Source organism: Albibacterium profundi (assembly GCF_042159835.1).
Classification (GTDB): Bacteria; Bacteroidota; Bacteroidia; order Sphingobacteriales; family Sphingobacteriaceae; genus Albibacterium; species Albibacterium profundi.
In genome coordinates this window covers 69,125-87,315 of sequence record NZ_JBBVGT010000003.1, presented here as the reverse complement: position 1 = coordinate 87,315, position 18,191 = coordinate 69,125, and the positions used below count along the sequence as shown (strand labels likewise).

General features: G+C 43.0%; 13 protein-coding genes. 4 read left to right on the top strand and 9 right to left on the bottom strand.

Annotation, left to right across the window (positions count from 1 at the left end):
• Window positions 1–113: 113 nt before the first annotated feature.
• A complete protein-coding gene (lpdA, locus tag WKR92_RS11850) occupies window positions 114–1,502 on the top strand; it encodes a dihydrolipoyl dehydrogenase (protein ID WP_375558048.1) in 1,389 nt (462 codons plus the stop codon).
• 73 nt (window positions 1,503–1,575) lie between these two features.
• Here lpdA and WKR92_RS11845 read toward each other — a convergent pair whose 3' ends face one another.
• Entirely contained in the window at window positions 1,576–2,457 is an 882-nt protein-coding gene (locus WKR92_RS11845; RefSeq protein WP_375558047.1) for a TIGR02757 family protein, read from the bottom strand.
• A gap of 80 nt (window positions 2,458–2,537) precedes the next feature.
• On the opposite strand from WKR92_RS11845, the gene WKR92_RS11840 reads away from it, so the two are divergent.
• Window positions 2,538–4,619, top strand: a complete 2,082-nt coding sequence (locus tag WKR92_RS11840; protein ID WP_375558046.1) for a TonB-dependent receptor — start codon at window positions 2,538–2,540, stop codon at window positions 4,617–4,619.
• Between the two features lie 4 nt (window positions 4,620–4,623).
• Here WKR92_RS11840 and WKR92_RS11835 read toward each other — a convergent pair whose 3' ends face one another.
• The 6 genes from WKR92_RS11835 to WKR92_RS11810 all read right to left on the bottom strand — a co-directional run bounded on the left by WKR92_RS11835 (window position 4,624) and on the right by WKR92_RS11810 (window position 12,335).
• Window positions 4,624–5,238: an HAD family hydrolase gene (locus WKR92_RS11835; RefSeq protein WP_375558045.1), complete on the bottom strand. Its 615-nt coding sequence runs from the start codon at window positions 5,236–5,238 to the stop codon at window positions 4,624–4,626.
• Window positions 5,239–5,334: 96 nt separating this feature from the next.
• A complete protein-coding gene (locus WKR92_RS11830) occupies window positions 5,335–6,552 on the bottom strand; it encodes an MFS transporter (protein ID WP_375558044.1) in 1,218 nt (405 codons plus the stop codon).
• 47 nt (window positions 6,553–6,599) lie between these two features.
• Window positions 6,600–7,904 (bottom strand): threonine synthase, encoded by a 1,305-nt coding sequence (thrC, locus tag WKR92_RS11825; RefSeq protein ID WP_375558043.1) that lies wholly within the window; start codon window positions 7,902–7,904, stop codon window positions 6,600–6,602.
• A 15-nt stretch (window positions 7,905–7,919) separates the two neighbouring features.
• A complete protein-coding gene (locus WKR92_RS11820) occupies window positions 7,920–8,867 on the bottom strand; it encodes a homoserine kinase (RefSeq protein ID WP_375558042.1) in 948 nt (315 codons plus the stop codon).
• Window positions 8,868–8,883: 16 nt separating this feature from the next.
• Complete coding sequence (thrA, locus tag WKR92_RS11815) at window positions 8,884–11,337, bottom strand: bifunctional aspartate kinase/homoserine dehydrogenase I (RefSeq protein ID WP_375558041.1); 2,454 nt, start codon at window positions 11,335–11,337, stop codon at window positions 8,884–8,886.
• Between the two features lie 260 nt (window positions 11,338–11,597).
• Window positions 11,598–12,335 carry a YoaK family protein gene (locus WKR92_RS11810; protein ID WP_375558040.1) on the bottom strand — a complete coding sequence of 246 codons (738 nt, stop codon included), beginning with the start codon at window positions 12,333–12,335 and terminating at the stop codon, window positions 11,598–11,600.
• A gap of 78 nt (window positions 12,336–12,413) precedes the next feature.
• Here WKR92_RS11810 and nagA point away from each other — a divergent pair, with 78 nt between their 5' ends.
• Both nagA and WKR92_RS11800 read left to right on the top strand, forming a co-directional pair.
• Entirely contained in the window at window positions 12,414–13,523 is a 1,110-nt protein-coding gene (gene nagA / locus WKR92_RS11805; protein WP_375558039.1) for an N-acetylglucosamine-6-phosphate deacetylase, read from the top strand.
• Window positions 13,520–14,830 (top strand): DEAD/DEAH box helicase, encoded by a 1,311-nt coding sequence (locus WKR92_RS11800; protein ID WP_375558038.1) that lies wholly within the window; start codon window positions 13,520–13,522, stop codon window positions 14,828–14,830. Before nagA ends, WKR92_RS11800 begins: the two co-directional genes overlap by 4 nt.
• Here WKR92_RS11800 and WKR92_RS11795 read toward each other — a convergent pair.
• Both WKR92_RS11795 and WKR92_RS11790 read right to left on the bottom strand, forming a co-directional pair.
• Window positions 14,805–15,674 (bottom strand): DUF72 domain-containing protein, encoded by an 870-nt coding sequence (locus WKR92_RS11795; RefSeq protein WP_375558037.1) that lies wholly within the window; start codon window positions 15,672–15,674, stop codon window positions 14,805–14,807. The genes WKR92_RS11800 and WKR92_RS11795 overlap by 26 nt on opposite strands.
• A gap of 7 nt (window positions 15,675–15,681) precedes the next feature.
• Window positions 15,682–18,117: a ThuA domain-containing protein gene (locus WKR92_RS11790; protein ID WP_375558036.1), complete on the bottom strand. Its 2,436-nt coding sequence runs from the start codon at window positions 18,115–18,117 to the stop codon at window positions 15,682–15,684.
• Between the last annotated feature and the right edge of the window lie 74 nt (window positions 18,118–18,191).

The following is an 18,191-nucleotide window of genomic DNA, read 5'->3' as shown; positions in this document are numbered from 1 at the left end:
TATAAAACTAGTTGTCGTAACTATTAAATCAAAACTAAAAATTTATGTAAGTTTGTAGCAGAAGAGCGAACCTTCATGATGGTTAAATATTAAGAACGTTAACATTTAAAAATATGAATTACGACATCATTGTTATTGGAAGTGGCCCAGGTGGCTATGTAGCAGCAATCAGAGCATCACAACTAGGTTTCAAAACAGCTGTTATCGAACGCGAAGCTTTAGGTGGTATATGCTTAAATTGGGGCTGTATTCCAACCAAAGCTTTGTTAAAAAGTGCGCAAGTTTTCGAATATTTGAATCATGCGGAAGACTATGGTATTAAGGTAGATGGAGGTAAGGTAGATTTTTCCGCCGTAGTTAAACGCAGTCGCGGTGTTGCTGATGGTATGAGTAAGGGAATCCAATTCTTGATGAAGAAAAACAAGATTGACGTAATTATGGGTACGGCAACCGTCAAAAAGGGAGGAAAAATTTCGGTAAAAGACAAAGATGGTGCTGAAAAAGAATATACAGCTAAACATACGATCTTGGCAACAGGAGCACGTTCTAGAGAACTTCCAAACCTGAAACAAGATGGAAAAAATGTTATTGGATACCGCCAGGCGATGAATCTGGAAAAGCAACCAGAATCGATGGTTGTAGTTGGTTCCGGAGCTATCGGTGTTGAGTTTGCCTATTTCTACAATGCGATTGGCACCAAGGTGACCATCGTTGAGTTTATGGACCGTATTGTTCCGGTTGAAGACGAAGAAGTCTCAAAGCAATTGGAAAGAAGTCTGAAAAAAGCCGGTATTAAAATCATGACTGGTTCGGAAGTTACCGCCGTAAAACAATCGGGTTCTACAAACAAGGTATCGGTTAAAAACTCAAAAGGAACGCAAGAGCTGGAGGCTACCGTGGTACTTTCAGCGGTTGGTATTACACCAAATATCGAGAACCTAGGATTAGAAGCTGTAGGTGTAAAAACCGAAAAAGGTCATGTCGTTGTCGATGAATACTATAAAACCAATGTTGATGGCGTTTATGCTATCGGTGATATTGTAAAGGGACAAGCCCTAGCACACGTTGCATCGGCTGAAGGTATAACCTGTGTTGAAAAAATATCCGGTATGGATGTAGACCCAATTAACTATAACAACATTCCTGGATGTACTTACTGCTCACCGGAAGTAGCATCCGTTGGGCTAACAGAAAAAGCTGCAAAAGAAGCGGGTTATGAGCTGAAGATTGGTAAATTCCCATTCTCGGCTTCGGGTAAAGCAAGTGCAGCTGGCGCAAAAGATGGTTTTGTTAAAATGATCTACGACGCCAAGTATGGAGAACTACTAGGTGCTCATATGATTGGCGCTAATGTTACGGAAATGATTGCAGAAGCAGTAGTTGCGCGCAAACTGGAAACGACAGGTCATGAAATACTGAAAGCTGTTCACCCTCACCCAACAATGAGCGAAGCTATTATGGAAGCGACGGCTGATGCTTATGGTGAAGTAATTCACTTGTAATACAATTTATAAATTTAGACAAGGGGGCGATGATATTTAGATCATCGCCCCTTTTTTTGTTTTCATTTAAAGATCACATCGCCTTCTCTACCCCTAAGCCAAAAAGTGCAAAATCATACTTAACTGGATCTTTCGGATCAAAGGCCTTCAAGTTCTCTGTCAGTTCCAATGCAGTCTTCCAATCGGTTTGTTTACGCTCAATTAAACCAAGCTTTCTAGCGACACGGTCGACATGCACATCACATGGACAAATCAGGGCATCGGGTTTAATTTTATTCCAAAGACCAAAATCCACGCCCTTATCGTCATCACGAACCATCCAACGTAGAAACATATTGAGTCGCTTACAAGTAGAATTCTGTAAAGGTGAACTGACATGCTTTTTGGTACGGGCCGGGGAATCTTCCATGTTAAAGAAATAAGCCTTAAAATGGTTCAGCGCATCCTCGACCGACAGAGGTGGGCGCGTAAGCTTATTCAAAAAGCATGCGGATGAGCTCTCGACTACGATCTCATCACCCGACTGAAACTCAATATACTCATCCCTAAACTCGCCGTCGGGAACACGCGGTATAAAGGCTTCTTCAAGCGAGTTATAGTGCGAATAGTGATGCTTGAAAAATCGGATAAAGTGCAGAAGATCGGTATCATTGAATGTACGGTGCTTAAAACCAAGTAGAACCTTTAGATCGCTCTGCTTATGATTCACAACAAAGTCGTACGGCTTCCCATCCATCCGTGCGATTAAGTCCTGGCATTTAGAGATAATGGTTTTACGCAGCCCCCATGCCAAAACAGCTGCAAAAAAACCCATGATTTCAATATCCTGTTGTAATGAAAACTGATGGGGAATAACAATCGGGTCATCTTCAATAAACTGCGGGCGGTTGTATTGTTCAACCTTATCGTCCAAAAAGGTCTTTATATCATTAAAGTTGCGGAACGGTGTGCTCATCCATCTAAGTTAAGAATAAATTGCAAGCAATAATATGTACCTTTAAGCTTCTAATAGAATTGCTAAAAAACATTGTCGTAGTGAATAAAATAGACACCCTTCCATTCCTCATCCTTACATTCATTTTATCTTTTTGTACACTTTCCAGTTCAGCCCAAGTATATTCAGGCGATAGTACGCAGACATTGAAAGCTGTTTCCGTGCGAGCCTATTTGCAAGAACAACCCTTATTCAGATTAACGACCTCTGTCGGACATATTGATAGCCTGCAATTGAACAGGCACGACCAGACAAGCTTGTTACCAAGCCTTAATACGGTTCCAGGAGTGCGGATGGAAGAACGTTCACCCGGAAGCTTTCGTCTATCCATTCGGGGCAGTTTGTTACGCTCGCCTTTCGGGGTAAGAAATGTAAAAGTGTATTATGATGAGATACCACTTACAGATGCTGGCGGGAACACTTATCTAAACCTGATTGATGCGGCAAGCATTTCTGAAATCAATGTATTGAAAGGGCCTGACGGCAGTCTGTTCGGTGCCAATTCCGGTGGCGTTGTCTTACTATCGCCTTACGGTTCTGGCAAACATAAAGATGAAGTAAAGGCCAGTTTAACAGCTGGATCATATGGTTTATTTCAAGAACAGGTTGATATCCGATATCAGCCAGACGACCGCTACCGCTTCAGCTTTAACCATGCCTATGTATCAGCGGACGGCTATCGTGAAAACAGTGCGATGAGTCGCCATTTTTTGCAAACCGTGCACCGCTACAACTACATTCCAACAAATGAGATCCGCCTACTCGGCTTCTACTCTAACATGCATTACCTGACACCGGGAGGATTAAATAAAGAACAGTATGATGAAGACCCCACATCGGCACGAAAAGCTGCAGGTCCAAATCCGGGCGCTGCAGAACAAAAAGCAGGAATATATAACAAAACCTTATTCGGAGGAATCGTTCATGATGCGAAGATCAGCAATCGGCTAAGTCATGTATTAAGCGTTTTTGGAACGTATACCGATTTCGAAAATCCGTTTATTACCAATTATGAATTTAGGATTGAGAAAAATTACGGATTCAGAACCTATTTCAACTTTCAAAATAAACAGAACCAAGATCTCTCTTGGATACTTAGTGCCGGAATGGAATGGCAAAAAAACCATGCTAGCATCAAGAACTATGATAATAATGGCGGCGTACAGGGCGACGAGCAATCGGGCGACGCCTTTCGCTCGGGTCAGTATTTTTACTTTGCTCGGTTTACAGCCGACTGGAAAAAACGTCTTTATGTAGAACTGGCTAACAGTCTCAATTACTATCATTATTCTTTTAAAGGTCTTTATCCGCAGGCTGAAGCCGACTTTTCAAAGATTGATTTTCAGGGAGAATGGATGCCGAGGATTGCGTTGTCCTACGTATTGAACAAAGAGCTCAGTTGGCGCGCTTCAGCAGGGCGCGGATACTCGCCTCCAACAACGGCCGAGGTTAGACCATCTGACCGTATTATCAACACCGACTTGGTGGCAGAAACAGGCTGGAATTATGAAACAGGGCTGCGGTGGTTTAACCAATGGATTCAAGCGGATGCAGGAATATTCTATTATAAGATGGAAGATGGGCTGGTCCGTCAATCGCGCGAGAACGGAGCCGAATATTTCCTGAATGCAGGCTCGGTGAAGCAACGCGGCCTCGAGCTGTCTGTGCATTCAACTTTATGGGAAGCTGATCAACAGCGCTTTCTAAAAGCAATCCAGCTAGGTTCAAGCCTAACCTTGAGTAAGTTCAACTTTGGTGATTATGTAAATGATGGTAATGATTATTCAGGAAATAAACTCACCGGAGTACCTTCTACGATTGTTGTAAATACAGTTTATGCCAAATTACCTAAGAAACTGAGCTTAAACATACAACATACGTATACTTCTACTATTCCTTTAAACGATGCAAACGACGTATTTGCTGACAGCTTCAATCTGCTGCAAGCAAAAATAGATTATACAACAAGGGTCAGCAAAGTAGGACTAAATTTATTTTTCAGTGCAGATAACATCTTGAACGAGAAATACAGTTTGGGTAATGACATCAATGCTTACGGCGGTCGCTATTTTAATGCATCGCCTTTGGTGAATTTCTCGTTCGGTGCGAAGATCAAGATCTAAGCATCTAGATCTGATCGACACGTATCCAGTCCATTCCGGCAGCTTCAGCAGCTTGAACTCCGGGATCACCGTCTTCGAACACGACGCAACGGCCGGGCTCAACGTCCAATAGTTCTGCTGCACGTAAAAAGGGATCAGGGAAAGGCTTGCCTTTTGGGGTCTCTCCTGCACAAACCAAAAGCTCGATATATGGAAGAATTCCTAAGGTAGTCAGCGTTTTCTCAACCGTGCTGCGACTTCCACCGGAGACAACAGCTATTTTTATCTTGCCGACGTGTGCTTTGAGGTGATCGACTACATAGTCGATCGGCTGCGTTTGAGAAATAAATTCGCTTACATACAAATGCGACTTTTCCTTTCCAAAAGTCACCGGATCCAAATTGGACGCATATCGTCGGTTGATTTCCTCCGCCACCTTGACCGTCGGCCATCCAGCCAACTCGTCGATTAAATTCGGGTCCAATGCAATATCATATTTAGAAGCAGCTTTCACATAGGCTGCTTTATGCAAAGGCATATTGTTCGCCAATGTACCATCGCAGTCATATAAAAATGCATCGTATTTACCTTCAGTCTTCTGAGTCAAGATCGCTAATTTCTCTGCCGATTTTAGTGTCATTTTATGCGTTTTTGAGCTATAGATTTTTTCTATGCTATTTTATAATTTATTATTAATCAGTATTCCTATACTATTTATATCTATTTTTAATTGATATCAATTTTTCACTTTATACTTTTTATGGTTCGGCAAGAAAACGGCAATAAAACCGAGCAAAGGAAGGAACGAACAGATGTGATAAACATAGGATATGCTTGTTGCATCTGCAAGTTGGCCTAGCAAGGCAGAACCGATCCCTCCCATCCCAAAAGCAAAACCAAAGAAAAGACCGGAGACAAGCCCAATCTTTCCCGGGAGTAATTCTTGAGCGTAAACCAGTATCGCGGAAAAGGCCGACGCGATAACGAAACCTATGATGACCGACAAGACGGCTGTCCAGAACAGATTAGCATAAGGCATAAGCAAGGTAAAAGGCGCGGCTCCTAAGATGGATGCCCAGATAACGTACTTACGACCTACCCTATCGCCTACCGGACCTCCGACCATCGTACCTACCGCGACGGCAAAAAGAAACATAAATAAATGAATCTGTGACGACTGAACCGATACACCAAACTTATCGATCAAATAGAACGTAAAGTAGCTTGTAATGCTTGCAAAATAGAAGTATTTGGAAAATATAAGTACCAACAAAATAATAACAGACGACACAATGGTCGCCTTGGGATAAATGGACTTCTCAGCAGGCACCTTTCTCCGCTTTAACACCTGAGCACGAAGTGCTTTGGGCTTGTACCAGGATCCGATTCTAATCAGCACAACAATAGCAATTAGAGCGGCGATGGAGAAGTAAATCACATTAAACTTTCCGAACGGCGCGATGATAATAGCCGCAAGCAAGGGACCGATCGAACTACCCGTATTGCCGCCGACCTGGAAAATCGACTGAGCTAAGCCTCTTCTACCTCCAGAGGCAGCATGAGCCATTCTGGATGCTTCGGGATGAAAAACCGATGAGCCGAGTCCAATAAACGCCACAGAAACCAATACCAAGTGAAAACTGCCGGCAAATGCAAGCATCACCAAACCACATAGACTAAAAGCCATGCCTAGAGGCAGGGCGTATGGAAAAGGTCGGCGATCGGTTACATTCCCCACAATAGGCTGGAAAAGCGATGATGACATCTGAAAAACAAGGGTGATCATCCCGATCTGCGAAAAGCTTAAAGAGAAGTCGTCTTTGATCAATGGGTAAATAGACGGGATTAACGATTGAATAGTATCGTTTAAAAGATGCGAAAAGCTAATGGCAAACAGAATGGGATATACTGTTTGACTAGCACCTTGATAGCCGCTAATGGATTTTGTTTTCATGAAACAGCGCGATAGGTCGCAAAAGTAACTAACTATTGAGCTTTATCCTAATATGCCATGAGAAAGCCTTTAAAATCATCATAACTGTTACTTAATTTGACTTTGCTTTGTTCTTTGCCCATCAAATCGTTGACTACCTCCGGTGTATTGATTTTAGCGCGCATGGGCGCAGGGAACACATCCGGGAATTTACAAGGGTGCGCGGTCGACAAAGACACGATGGCATCATCGCTGGGATGCTCCGAACGATATTGTTGTGCGGCCAACCAAGCGACGGCTGTATGAGGACAGGCGATATAGCCATCCTTCTGGAATATCTGCTCCATCGCAACGTGCGTCGCATCATCATTGAAGGAATATGCTGTAATAAGCTTTTTAAGCCCGTCTGCGTCGTGATCAAACAAATCCAATATGCGACTCCAGTTGCTTGGATTCCCTACGTCCATTGCGTTGGAAATCGTCTGTATCGCTGGTTGCGGATCGTAATCTTGACCTGCAAGAAAACGCGGCACAACATCATTAGCATTAGTCGCAGCCACAAAGTGCTTGACAGGCAATCCCATTTTATAAGCGAGCAGCCCCGCCGTAAGATTACCGAAATTGCCGCTGGGAACGACGAAGACGGGATCATCTATACCGTTAATGGCTAATTGACGGTAGGCATTGAAATAATAAAAACTCTGAGGTATCAAGCGTGAAATATTGATTGAGTTCGCAGATGTCAAAGTCAATCTTTTATTTATATCAGGATCATGAAATGCCTTTTTAACAAGATCTTGGCAATCATCGAATGTACCATCTACCTCGATAGCCTGAATATTAGGCCCGTTGCTACATAGCTGAAGTTCCTGCACAGGACTGACCTTCCCTTTCGGGTACAAGATGGTAACACGCGTATGAGGCACCCCGTCGAATCCTAAGGCTACCGCACCTCCTGTATCGCCCGAAGTAGCTACCAGGACGTCGAGTGTAACCTCGTTCTGCTGGGAGAAGTAGGCCATAACACGACTCATAAAACGAGCACCAAAATCCTTAAAAGCTAAAGACGGACCGTGAAAAAGTTCTAGAACATAGCTATCGTCATCCAGCTTTACAACGGGCGCTTCGAAACTGAGTGTCTCGTCGACTATACGCTTGAGTTCCTGCTCGGGAATATCATCCTCTATGAAGGCCTTAGCCACTTCAAATCCCAGTTCTTGAAAGCTTCGGTTACTAATATTTTCGATAAATTCAGCGTCAAGTTTTGGTATAGATAAAGGCATGTATAAACCTTTGTCTTTGGGAAGACTGTTAAAAACAGCATCCTTAAAGGAGACGGATATATTTTTATTATTGGTACTATAAAATTTCATGTGGATGGATATTAGTTAGAGAACTTTTGGACCTTCGGTGTTAACAGAGGATATGTAGGTGTTACACTCGATCTCATTTTGATTAAGTTGATATTTGATTGCTTCGGCAACTTCTGCCGCCAGCTCTGCGCTTTTGGTAAAGGAGAAAACCGAAGGACCGGAACCCGAGATACCAAAACTAAGCGCGCCAACCTCCATGGCGATTTTGCGCATCTCGTAGAATTCCGGTATAAGGATCGCTCGTGTTGGCTCAATAAGTACATCTTCCATGCTTCGAGAGATAAGATCATAGTCGTTCATAAACAAGCCACTTACAAGACCGGCAATATTGCCCCATTGCTTCACAGCTCCCTTTAGCGGCACATTTTTACGGATCATATCTCGCGCATCCCTGGTCGGAACATCGACATGCGGAAAAACAACGGCGCAATGCAAATCCGGTGGTACCGGCAAATGAATCACATCTAAGGGTTCATAGCTCCGAACGAGCGTAAAGCCTCCAAGTAGTGACGGTGCCACATTGTCCGCATGCGGATACCCGCAGGCCAACTCCTCACCTTTCAAGGCCAGCGGCAACAATTCCTTCCGGGTTAGCTTTTCACCTAACAACTGGTTAATTGCAAACAAGCCAGCAACCGTACTTGCAGCACTCGACCCTAAACCACTGCCAATCGGCATCTGTTTGAACAATTCAATTTCAATACCAAGATCAGGCTGACCAATCTGCTTCAGGTAATTCTGAACAGACGCACTGACCGTATTTTTTTCTGCACGACGAGGCAGCAGGCCATCGTCTCCCTCTATGTTTACAATTTCAACGCCGGGTTCATCTTTTAGTCTCATAATGACTTCATCACCGGGCCTATCTAAAGCAAAGCCTAATATATCATAACCACATATCACGTTGGCAACCGTTGCCGGCGCAAAGACTTTTACTTCTTGTTTAACTCTTACGTTTTTCATGAATTCTATTTGTTCTTTAAGCATTGTGACCTACATTTACAAGTTCAGCAAATACACCCGCAGCTGTGACCTCAGCGCCGGCACCAGGACCCTTAACAACCAAAGGTCGCTGCGAGTACCTTTCAGTAATAAAGGAAATAACATTATCACTACCCGAAAGCGAGTAGAATGGATGGGAGCTATCGACCAGCTCCAATCGGATCTGCACCTGTCCGTCTTCCAATTTTCCAATATACCGTATGGCCTTATTTTCGGCTTCTGCGCGATCTTTCAGAGCCTTAAAATGGCTTTCAGACGCTTCGAGCTCAGCATAGAAGGCTTCGACCGATGGCGCATCGATACAGTTCCGCGGCAATATATTTTCCAGGACAATGTCTTCCGGTTCAAGAGTCAGTCCTGAATCGCGCGCCAGGATGAGAAACTTCCTCATAAAATCAGCGCCTTTCAGATCATCACGAGGATCAGGCTCCGTAAAACCAAGTTCCTGCGCAGTTTTCACGACATCGTAAAAACTGCGATCGCCAACATAATTGTTGAAAATATAAGATATGGTTCCCGATAAAATAGCTTCGATACTGATAATACGGTCTCCACTCGTCATCAGTTCTTTTAATGTTCTAACGATAGGTAAACCTGCCCCAACATTGGTTTCATAAAAGAAGTCGACACCGTGTTTACGAGCACAGTCTTTCAATGAACAATATTGCTTATAAGAACCTGAGTTTGCTAACTTATTACAGGTGACCAGAGAAATATTTGATGAGAAAACTTCTTCATAATATTTGACAGGTTCATGGCTCGCAGTATTATCCAGTAATACACAGTTTGGCAGATTCAGGTTCTTCATCTCTTCTATAAATAGCTTCAAATCTGCTTTCTCACCTTCATTATCTAATGTATCATTCCAGGTAGACAATTCAATGCCGTTTAGATTGAAATGCATTTTACGGCTGTTACTGATACCGACCATTTTTATTTCGATATCGTTATTTTCCTTCAGAAACTCATGCTGCTTACGTATCTGAGAGAGCAACGTGCTGCTGATATTTCCTGTACCGAGACAGAACATATGAAGCGTCGTTTTTAAACTCGAAAAGAATGCATCATGTACGGCATTCAATGCTTTCGAAAGATCGTTATGCGAAATAATTACCGATATATTGTATTCGGAGGAGCCCTGAGCAATAGCACGTACGTTCACACCGTTTCGCCCTAGAGCATAGAAGAGCCTGCCAGACATACCGGGTGTTTTTTTCATATTTTCTCCGACAATAGCTAAAACCGACAAGTTCCCTTCCAGTTCAGGAACATGTAATTTATCGGCGGCTATCTCAAGTTCAAATTCATTTTCAATAAGTCGTTTAGCCTGATGTGCGTCTTCGGGGTGCACGGCAAAAGTTATGCTATGTTCTGACGAAGACTGAGTTATTAAGATTACGTTGATATGGTTCTGAGCCAAGAGGGTAAAAAGTTTACCACTGAAGCCTGCTTTACCGATCATACCGCTCCCGCTCAGGTTCAGTATACTGACCTTGTTGATTGAAGAGATACCTTTGATGGGAAAGGACGAACGACCACTATCTCGCTGAATAATGGTACCTGAAAAGGACGGATTAAAGGAATTTTTGATAACGATGGATATGTTTTTCAAAAAAGCAGGCATCATTGTTGGCGGATAGATCACTTTAGCTCCGAAATAAGAAAGCTCCATCGCCTCCGTATACGATAGTACAGGCAGGGAAAACGCTTTTTTAACCATCCGGGGGTCAGCCGTTAACATACCGTCGACATCGGTCCAGATTTCCACTGTGGAGGCGTTGAGAGCAGAACCAAAGATTGCCGCCGTATAATCGCTCCCTCCTCTGCCGAGTGTCGTAGTTTTCCCGTCGACTGTAGATGCGATAAAGCCAGTGATAAAAAGAAATTTATCTCTTTTCAAATCAACAAATTCTTGAATCAATTTCTCTGATGTTTTCATATCAACTCGTGCATTCCCAAATGTATCATCCGTTTTAATTAAGACAGACGCATCAACGGCTAAGGTATCAGGGAAGTATTGCCCGGCAATATGACTAACTAATAGAACCGAGCACCGCTCTCCGAAGCTCAATATCTTGTCTCTAGTTTGGGGACTTAACTCCTGAAGAGTGAAAACACCCTGTAAAAGGTCTTCTAGTTCATTAAAGTATATCTTCAATTTGGTAAAGACGGGGTTCTGGCTTCGGACAGCCATCAGCTGCTTAACGACTTGAAAGTGTTTTTCCTCCAATTCCTTTAGTCCCTCCTCGAAACTTTCTCCTTGGGAAGCCATCAAGGCCATTTCGCTTAGCAGGTTGGTCACCCCTTGCATAGCAGAAAGAACAACAAGTGGCTTCTGTTCGCCACCTTCCTCATCTTTCAGGATTTTCATAAGTCGATTAATGCTTTCTACGGAACCAACGGAGCTACCTCCAAATTTTAAGATCTTCATTATTATAATTGTGTTTTTTGTGTTAATTCATAAATGTCTGGTAATAAAAAAAGCGCCTTCCTGGATTGGAGGAAGGCGCTTCTGTTTATTTTAATGTAAATCACATCACAGCATTATTGCCTTCCGGTAGAATATCCCCCCGATGGTAATAATAATGGATGTAATAATTGAAATTGCTCTCACGTTTTTCGTTTATGACAGTAAAGTAAACGTTAAATTTTCAATATTGCAAGAAATAATTTAAATATTTAAAATATTCACTATATATGTGATTGAATTCGGCGTTTTATAGAATAGAACTGATATTTTATGCTATCATAAAAGAGCGCATAACTAAGTACCCCTACCGCTAATAGAAGCGCATGAAAAGAAACGAATTTGAATAAGACACCGCCGATAACACAGCCTAAGAAAAAAAATACGATGATTGCCAGACGGAGAAAAATACTTTGTTTAAGCCTTTTTCGTGCTTGAGCCTTCCGATAGAAGATTAACTGTGCCCACTCGATTCCTAAATCGGTAAACAAGCCGGTCAAGTGTGTGGTACGCACAATCGAATTTGACACGAGCGTAACCAGAGCGTTCTGAACACTCATCGCAAATAAAAGGGAGGCAGCTATGATGTGGGTTTTACTGGCAGACCAAACAGTCGTATAGCTATAATACCAAACCAGCGAAATAATCAACATCTCTAGCAAGATCGGCAACAAGACGGGAGACATGCCCTTCTTCTTACGGGCAATAAGTTGCATTAAAAAGCCAGACACAAAAGATCCAAAAAGAAAGCATAGAACGTAGGCTACGTAGATAAAAGCAAGTCCGTAGTTATTCAATACAATTTCTTCTGCAAAGAAAGCGAAATGGCCTGTAACATTCGTTGTAAGCGTTTTAATGTAAAAGACGCCGCTAATATTGACGACACCAGCGACGAATGATAGCAAGGTGGCTAACTGGAGATTATGAGAAAGGGTTCTTCTTTCACCAAAATGACGGAACATAGCTGAATTCTCTTAATTTTGTACTAACAACTCTCAAATATCGCTTTATTTTATAATAAACTTCATAACTCAAAATACATGGTCGTTTTAACGAATGCTACAATTTTATACCAAGATGTATTTCAGAAAGATCTTCAGATCGGCTTGAAAGATCAACACATTGCTTTTATAGATAATGTAGAAAAGGCCATTGAAGAAGAAGTGGAAGTAGTGGATTTAGGAGGTGGATATCTGGTTCCCGGACTAATAGACCTCCAGCTTTACGGAACCGAGGGCAGTTTCTTTGGCGGCAACCCGTCTGTCGAACATCTCAAAGGAATGGAAGATGATCTAATTCAGCAGGGAGTGTCCGGCTTTTTGGCTACAGTGGCTACGAATACCGATGAAATTGTAGAGCAGGCGATCAACGCAGCGACCGCGTTTCGTTCGCAAAGCAAGGGCGCTTTTTTAGGGCTGCATCTTGAAGGCCCCTTTCTGAATCCTCAAAAAAAAGGAGCCCATCCGGATAGCTTGATCAGAAAGGCAACGATTGAAAACATTCAGCGTTGGCTTGATATGGCCCATGGAGAAATAAAGATGATGACCATTGCACCGGAGCTGCAAGACATAGAAGTTCTGAAATTATTGAAGAGTCACGGTGTGACCCTCTCGGTAGGACACAGCAATGCCACGTATGAAGAGTCGCAACAATTTTTGAATAAGGAAGTAAGCACCGCTACGCATTTATTTAATGCGATGCCACCCTTGCATCACAGAGAACCGGGACTTATCCTTTCTATCTTTGAAAAGAAAAGCTTTGCCAGCATCATTCCGGATGGCATTCATGTGAGCTACCCCATGATTAAACTAGCAAAAAGAGAATTAGGCCGAAAGCTCTTCTTGATAACGGATGCCGTAGCATCGTCGAAGGAGGGTGTGTATAAGCACCAGAAAGTCGACGACCACTATGAAACACCCGAAGGTATCCTTTCCGGTTCAGCTATAGAATTACTGGAGGGTGTACGCAACTGTATAGAACATGCTGAAATAGATGCCGCTGAAGCATTTCTTATGGCCACAACAATCCCAGCGCAGGTAATCGGCCTGCAAGACCAATTAGGCTCTATTGAAGTTGGCCGTCGAGCTAATTTGCTTTGGCTCGATAAAGATTTTAATCTGAAGAAAGTTTGGTTTACTTTTGACGAATGATAAAAAAGCAAATCCTCGACAACCTAGGCATCAATGGACTTAATGATATGCAACTCGTCAGTATTGAGGCGGCGAAGGCAAGCGACTTAATGTTGTTGGCGCCAACTGGTTCTGGTAAGACACTCGCTTTTTTATTTCCGATATTAAATGTTCTTAAAAAAGAAAAGGCCGGCGTACAAGCACTTATTTTAACGCCATCACGAGAGCTCGCCATGCAAATAGAACAGGTATGGAAGCAAATGGGTACCGGCTTGAAGGCAACCTGCTGCTATGGTGGGCATTCTACGCGGATCGAAAAAAACAGCCTACTAGAAGCACCCGCGCTGTTGGTAGGTACGCCCGGTCGCATTCATTATCATCTGCGAGACGGTAACTTTGACCCGTCGACCGTTCAGTATCTTGTTCTGGATGAATTTGACAAGTCACTTGAGTTCGGTTTTCACGATGATATGGCAGCAATCATCAGCGAATTACATCGCCTTTCAAAACGGATTCTGACATCGGCAACGACGCTTGATGATATACCGGAATTTGTTGAAATGGAAGCGGATTTTGCATCGGTCAACTTCTTGGATGCAGAAATCCATAAACCCCGTATTACGCTAAAAGCAATATCAACCAGCCCGGAAGAAAAAATAGAAACGCTTCTTTCGCTTATATGTCACATTGGAAATCAAACGACCTTGGTATTTTGCAATCATCGTGAGGTTGTTAACCGTATTAGTAGCATGCTCTATGATAACGACATCAACCATGGCACCTTCCATGGAGGAATGGAGCAAATTGACCGTGAAAAAGCGCTGTTGCAATTTAGGAACGGAACCTATCATTTATTGATTTGTACGGATCTCGCTTCCCGTGGACTGGATATACCGGAAGTAGCGTGCATTGTCCATTATCAACTCGGCAACGAGGATGCATATATCCATCGTAATGGCAGAACCGCTCGTATGCAATCTACCGGCACCGCCTATCTGTTGGTACACGATGAGCAGTTGCCAGACTACATCGATCGAGAAGAGATTGCCTTTGAAACGCTTCCGAAAGAGAATAAACTCCCGCATCCTACGGAATGGGTGACCATTTATGTTGCTGCTGGCAAAAAGGATAAGGTCAATAAAATCGACATCGTCGGCCTGTTCCTAAAGAAAGCAAAGCTTGCCAAAGAGGATGTAGGACGCATTGAAGTTTACGACAAAACATCCTACGTTGCCGTAAAACGAAAAAAGGCAAGACAGTTGTTGAGTCTGCTTGCCAATGAAAAAATAAAGAACAAAAAGGTTAAAATCGGCCTTGAGGAGTCTTAAGATCTAAATCCAACCTTTCATTCAGTTTTTTGATGAAATGAGTAGCCAACAAAGGCGACTCTTTCTCTATATTCTGATGAATAAAAAACGCGAGCGAGTTCAATCCGGCAGCGCGCCATTCTGCTATCCGTTCTACCCACTCGTCAAGCCGATCGTAATCGGAAGGATGATTAGCGCCTACGTATCGCACAAAGGCGGTCGAACTGGTTAAACGCATATGCAACAGGTCTCTCCTGCCCGCAGAATCCACCAAAACGGGAGTAACGCCCTCGCTTTTAAAGAGATCGAAAACCTGGCCCGCAGTCTCCTTAGAAGCAAACCATTCAGCATTCCGCAGCTCAACAGCCAAGGGAACCGCTTTGGGGAAGTCTTTCACAAACGTTTCTAGTCGATCGTAATCCTTCGGTTTATAGTTGTCGTGCAACTGTAAGAAAGTCGTTCCTAATTTATCCTCAAAGTGGACAATAGAATCGCAAAAACCCGTTACAAATTCATCTACATTCTGCAAGCGTCTAAAATGGCTGATGCTATTGCTTAGTTTTGGAAAAAATTTAAATCCTTCCGGTGTTTTATCACGCCAGGTGACTACCTGTTCCTTACTCGGTGTATTGTAGAAGGTCGCATTCAGCTCGATCGAGTTGAACTGCGTTGAATAATACGTCAACTCATCTTTGGTACCCCGTGGATAAAACCCTTTTAAATCGGCTCTATTCCATTTAGCACATCCAACGTAAACCTCAAAAGGCTCGCCGGCACCGACTTTTAACGCGTCAGCTGTATCAGGATGGTCGAGAGGAAGACTGAAATCGATTTCCTCAGGATTATCTACTTGTCCGAATTTCATTTTTCAATTATTCTTGATGACCGGTTGATTCATTTAACGTCATGATCCATTCTGCGATTGCGTTTGCATCTTCCTTTTTTAATGCTGGATGCGCCGGCATAACATTCGCACCCCAAACACCTGTACTACCGTCAATAATTTTTGCGATAAGATAAGGAACAGCATGAGAATCGTCTTTATATTTCTCTGCCACGGCTAGATAAGATGGCCCTACAGACTCCTCAGCTACTTTATGACAGGCTGCACAGTCGAGCGACGCCACCAAAGCCTCTCCCCTTGGTTTATCCGCGGAAGCAGTTGCTGAATCGTCTTTGATGTTTTCGATAGGACCTGAATTATAGTCGATTCGCACCAATCCTGCATCTGGGTTTTTGGCAAACCAACCTTTACCGTACTCTAACATGTATAGTAGTCCGTTTGGCCCAACTTCCATTTCGATGGGAGCGTTAAATCGCGTACCAGCCATAAAAGGTTCCATCTTGTCAAAGTCGCCATTATCTTGCATCGTCACTACTTTGACCCATCCGCGAATCCAGTCATAAATAAAGAGCTTGCCATTATAATACTCAGGATAACGGCTTTCTTCAGGAAAATCGCTTGTATAGTAGACCGGACCAGCCAGTGCATTTCGCCCGCCGGTACCTACGCTCGGAAAATGAATTGACTCGTCGTACGGATACCAAATAAAGGCTGGCTTAGCAGGCGGCAATTCAGTCAAGCCGGTATTATTCGGCGAATTATTAATCGGCTTTGCTGGATCAAAAGCTTCTCCACTCTCTCCGGTCGCATAGTTATAACTTCTGTATGCATAGTTGTCGCCAACGAACAATGGCCAACCAAAGTTCCCCGGCTCCCTTGCTTGATTAATTTCATCATAACCTTTGGGGCCACGGGTATCCAAGCTGTCATTCGCAGCATCCGGACCAACTTCCCCCCAGTACAGGTAATTCGTTTTCTTGTCAATAGAGATCCGATACGGGTTGCGATCGCCCATAACATATATTTCGGGTCTGGTTTTCTCAGATTCTTCAAACAAGTTCCCTTCAGGAATATCATAGGTCGCGTCGTCGTTGATTATAATGCGTAATATTTTACCACGCAGGTCGTTTGTATTTCCAGCAGTTCTCCGTGCATCATATTGCTCATATCCAGGTCGTGGGTCTAGAGGTGCATAACCATGATTAGCATAAGCCTCGTTAGGCTGATCGAACGGCGTAGAGTTATCACCTGTAGACAAATAGAGTTCGTTATTCTCACCGAATGCAAGCGATCCTCCGGTATGACAACAGATACCACGTTGGGAGTAAAACTCAAGAACGGTTTTCTCCGTGGTATGGTCAATGGTGTCATTTTTAAACTCAAAACGCGACAAACGATTTAACGACGTGTCCGCAGGACTATAATACATATATATATAACCATTGTCTTTAAAGTCAGGATCTGCTACGATCCCCATGAGTCCTTCTTCTGCGTTGACACCGGGAACTCCTGATTCATGATATACATCCAGAAAGCCGACTTGCTTCACATCTTTTGTCTCATTGTCGTAACGCATAATCTCGCCCCTTCTTTGAGCAATCAAAATATCGAGGTTCGGCAGAATAGCCATCTCAGTAGGCTCCGTAAAAACTCCCTCAACTAATTGGGTTTTCGTAAAACGTTCTTCTTCCGGTACGTTTTGCGTTTTTACATCCTTATAGTTAAGCTTTTTATTGCCACCAATAACATAGTCTAATGCCCCCAGAAGATGCTGTAAAAACAAAGGATCGTCATAAGACTCCTCAGTATGTCCTAAAGCCGTATAAAATGCACGACCGCCGTCATATTCGTGATACCAAGCCATGGGGTGGCCGTCGGGATTCTGCCCTCCTTCATAAGAATCCTCATCGATTGTCATGATAATATTAATATCGTCACTTATATTCTTAAAATCATACCATTCGTCTTTTCGTTCCCATTCGCTAGGCAGGTGTTTTGTTGCCTCATGGCTAGCGTCAACAACATCAAGTATAGCATCTTGTTGCGCAGGATGGCTTTTAAAATATGCACCTACAAGTCGCCCATACCAACCCCACCCGTATTCGGTGTCCGCAGCTGCGTGTATACCAAGGTACCCACCTCCAGCTTGTATATAACGCTCAAAAGCAGCCTCCTGATAGTGATCAAGGACGTCTCCTGTTGTACTTAAAAAAACCACCGCCGAGTAATTTTTCAGTGAATCGTCGTTAAACCAATTTGAATTTGTTGTCGTGTCAACAATAATTTGATTTTCAGCGCCCAGCTTTTGCAAAGCCGCAACAGCTGTCGGTATAGATTCATGATAGAATGCAGCTGTTTTGCTAAAGACCAAAATTCTAGGATCACCCGAGCGCTTATTACACGAGAAACTCAATAGAATAAAAAACAAACAGATAACACCAAAAAATACTTTCGAGATTTTCATAAATTTTAAGTTAAGGGGTCAAATATATTTACTATTTTTCAATTTAACTTCCACTATCTTAACCTTTCTTAATA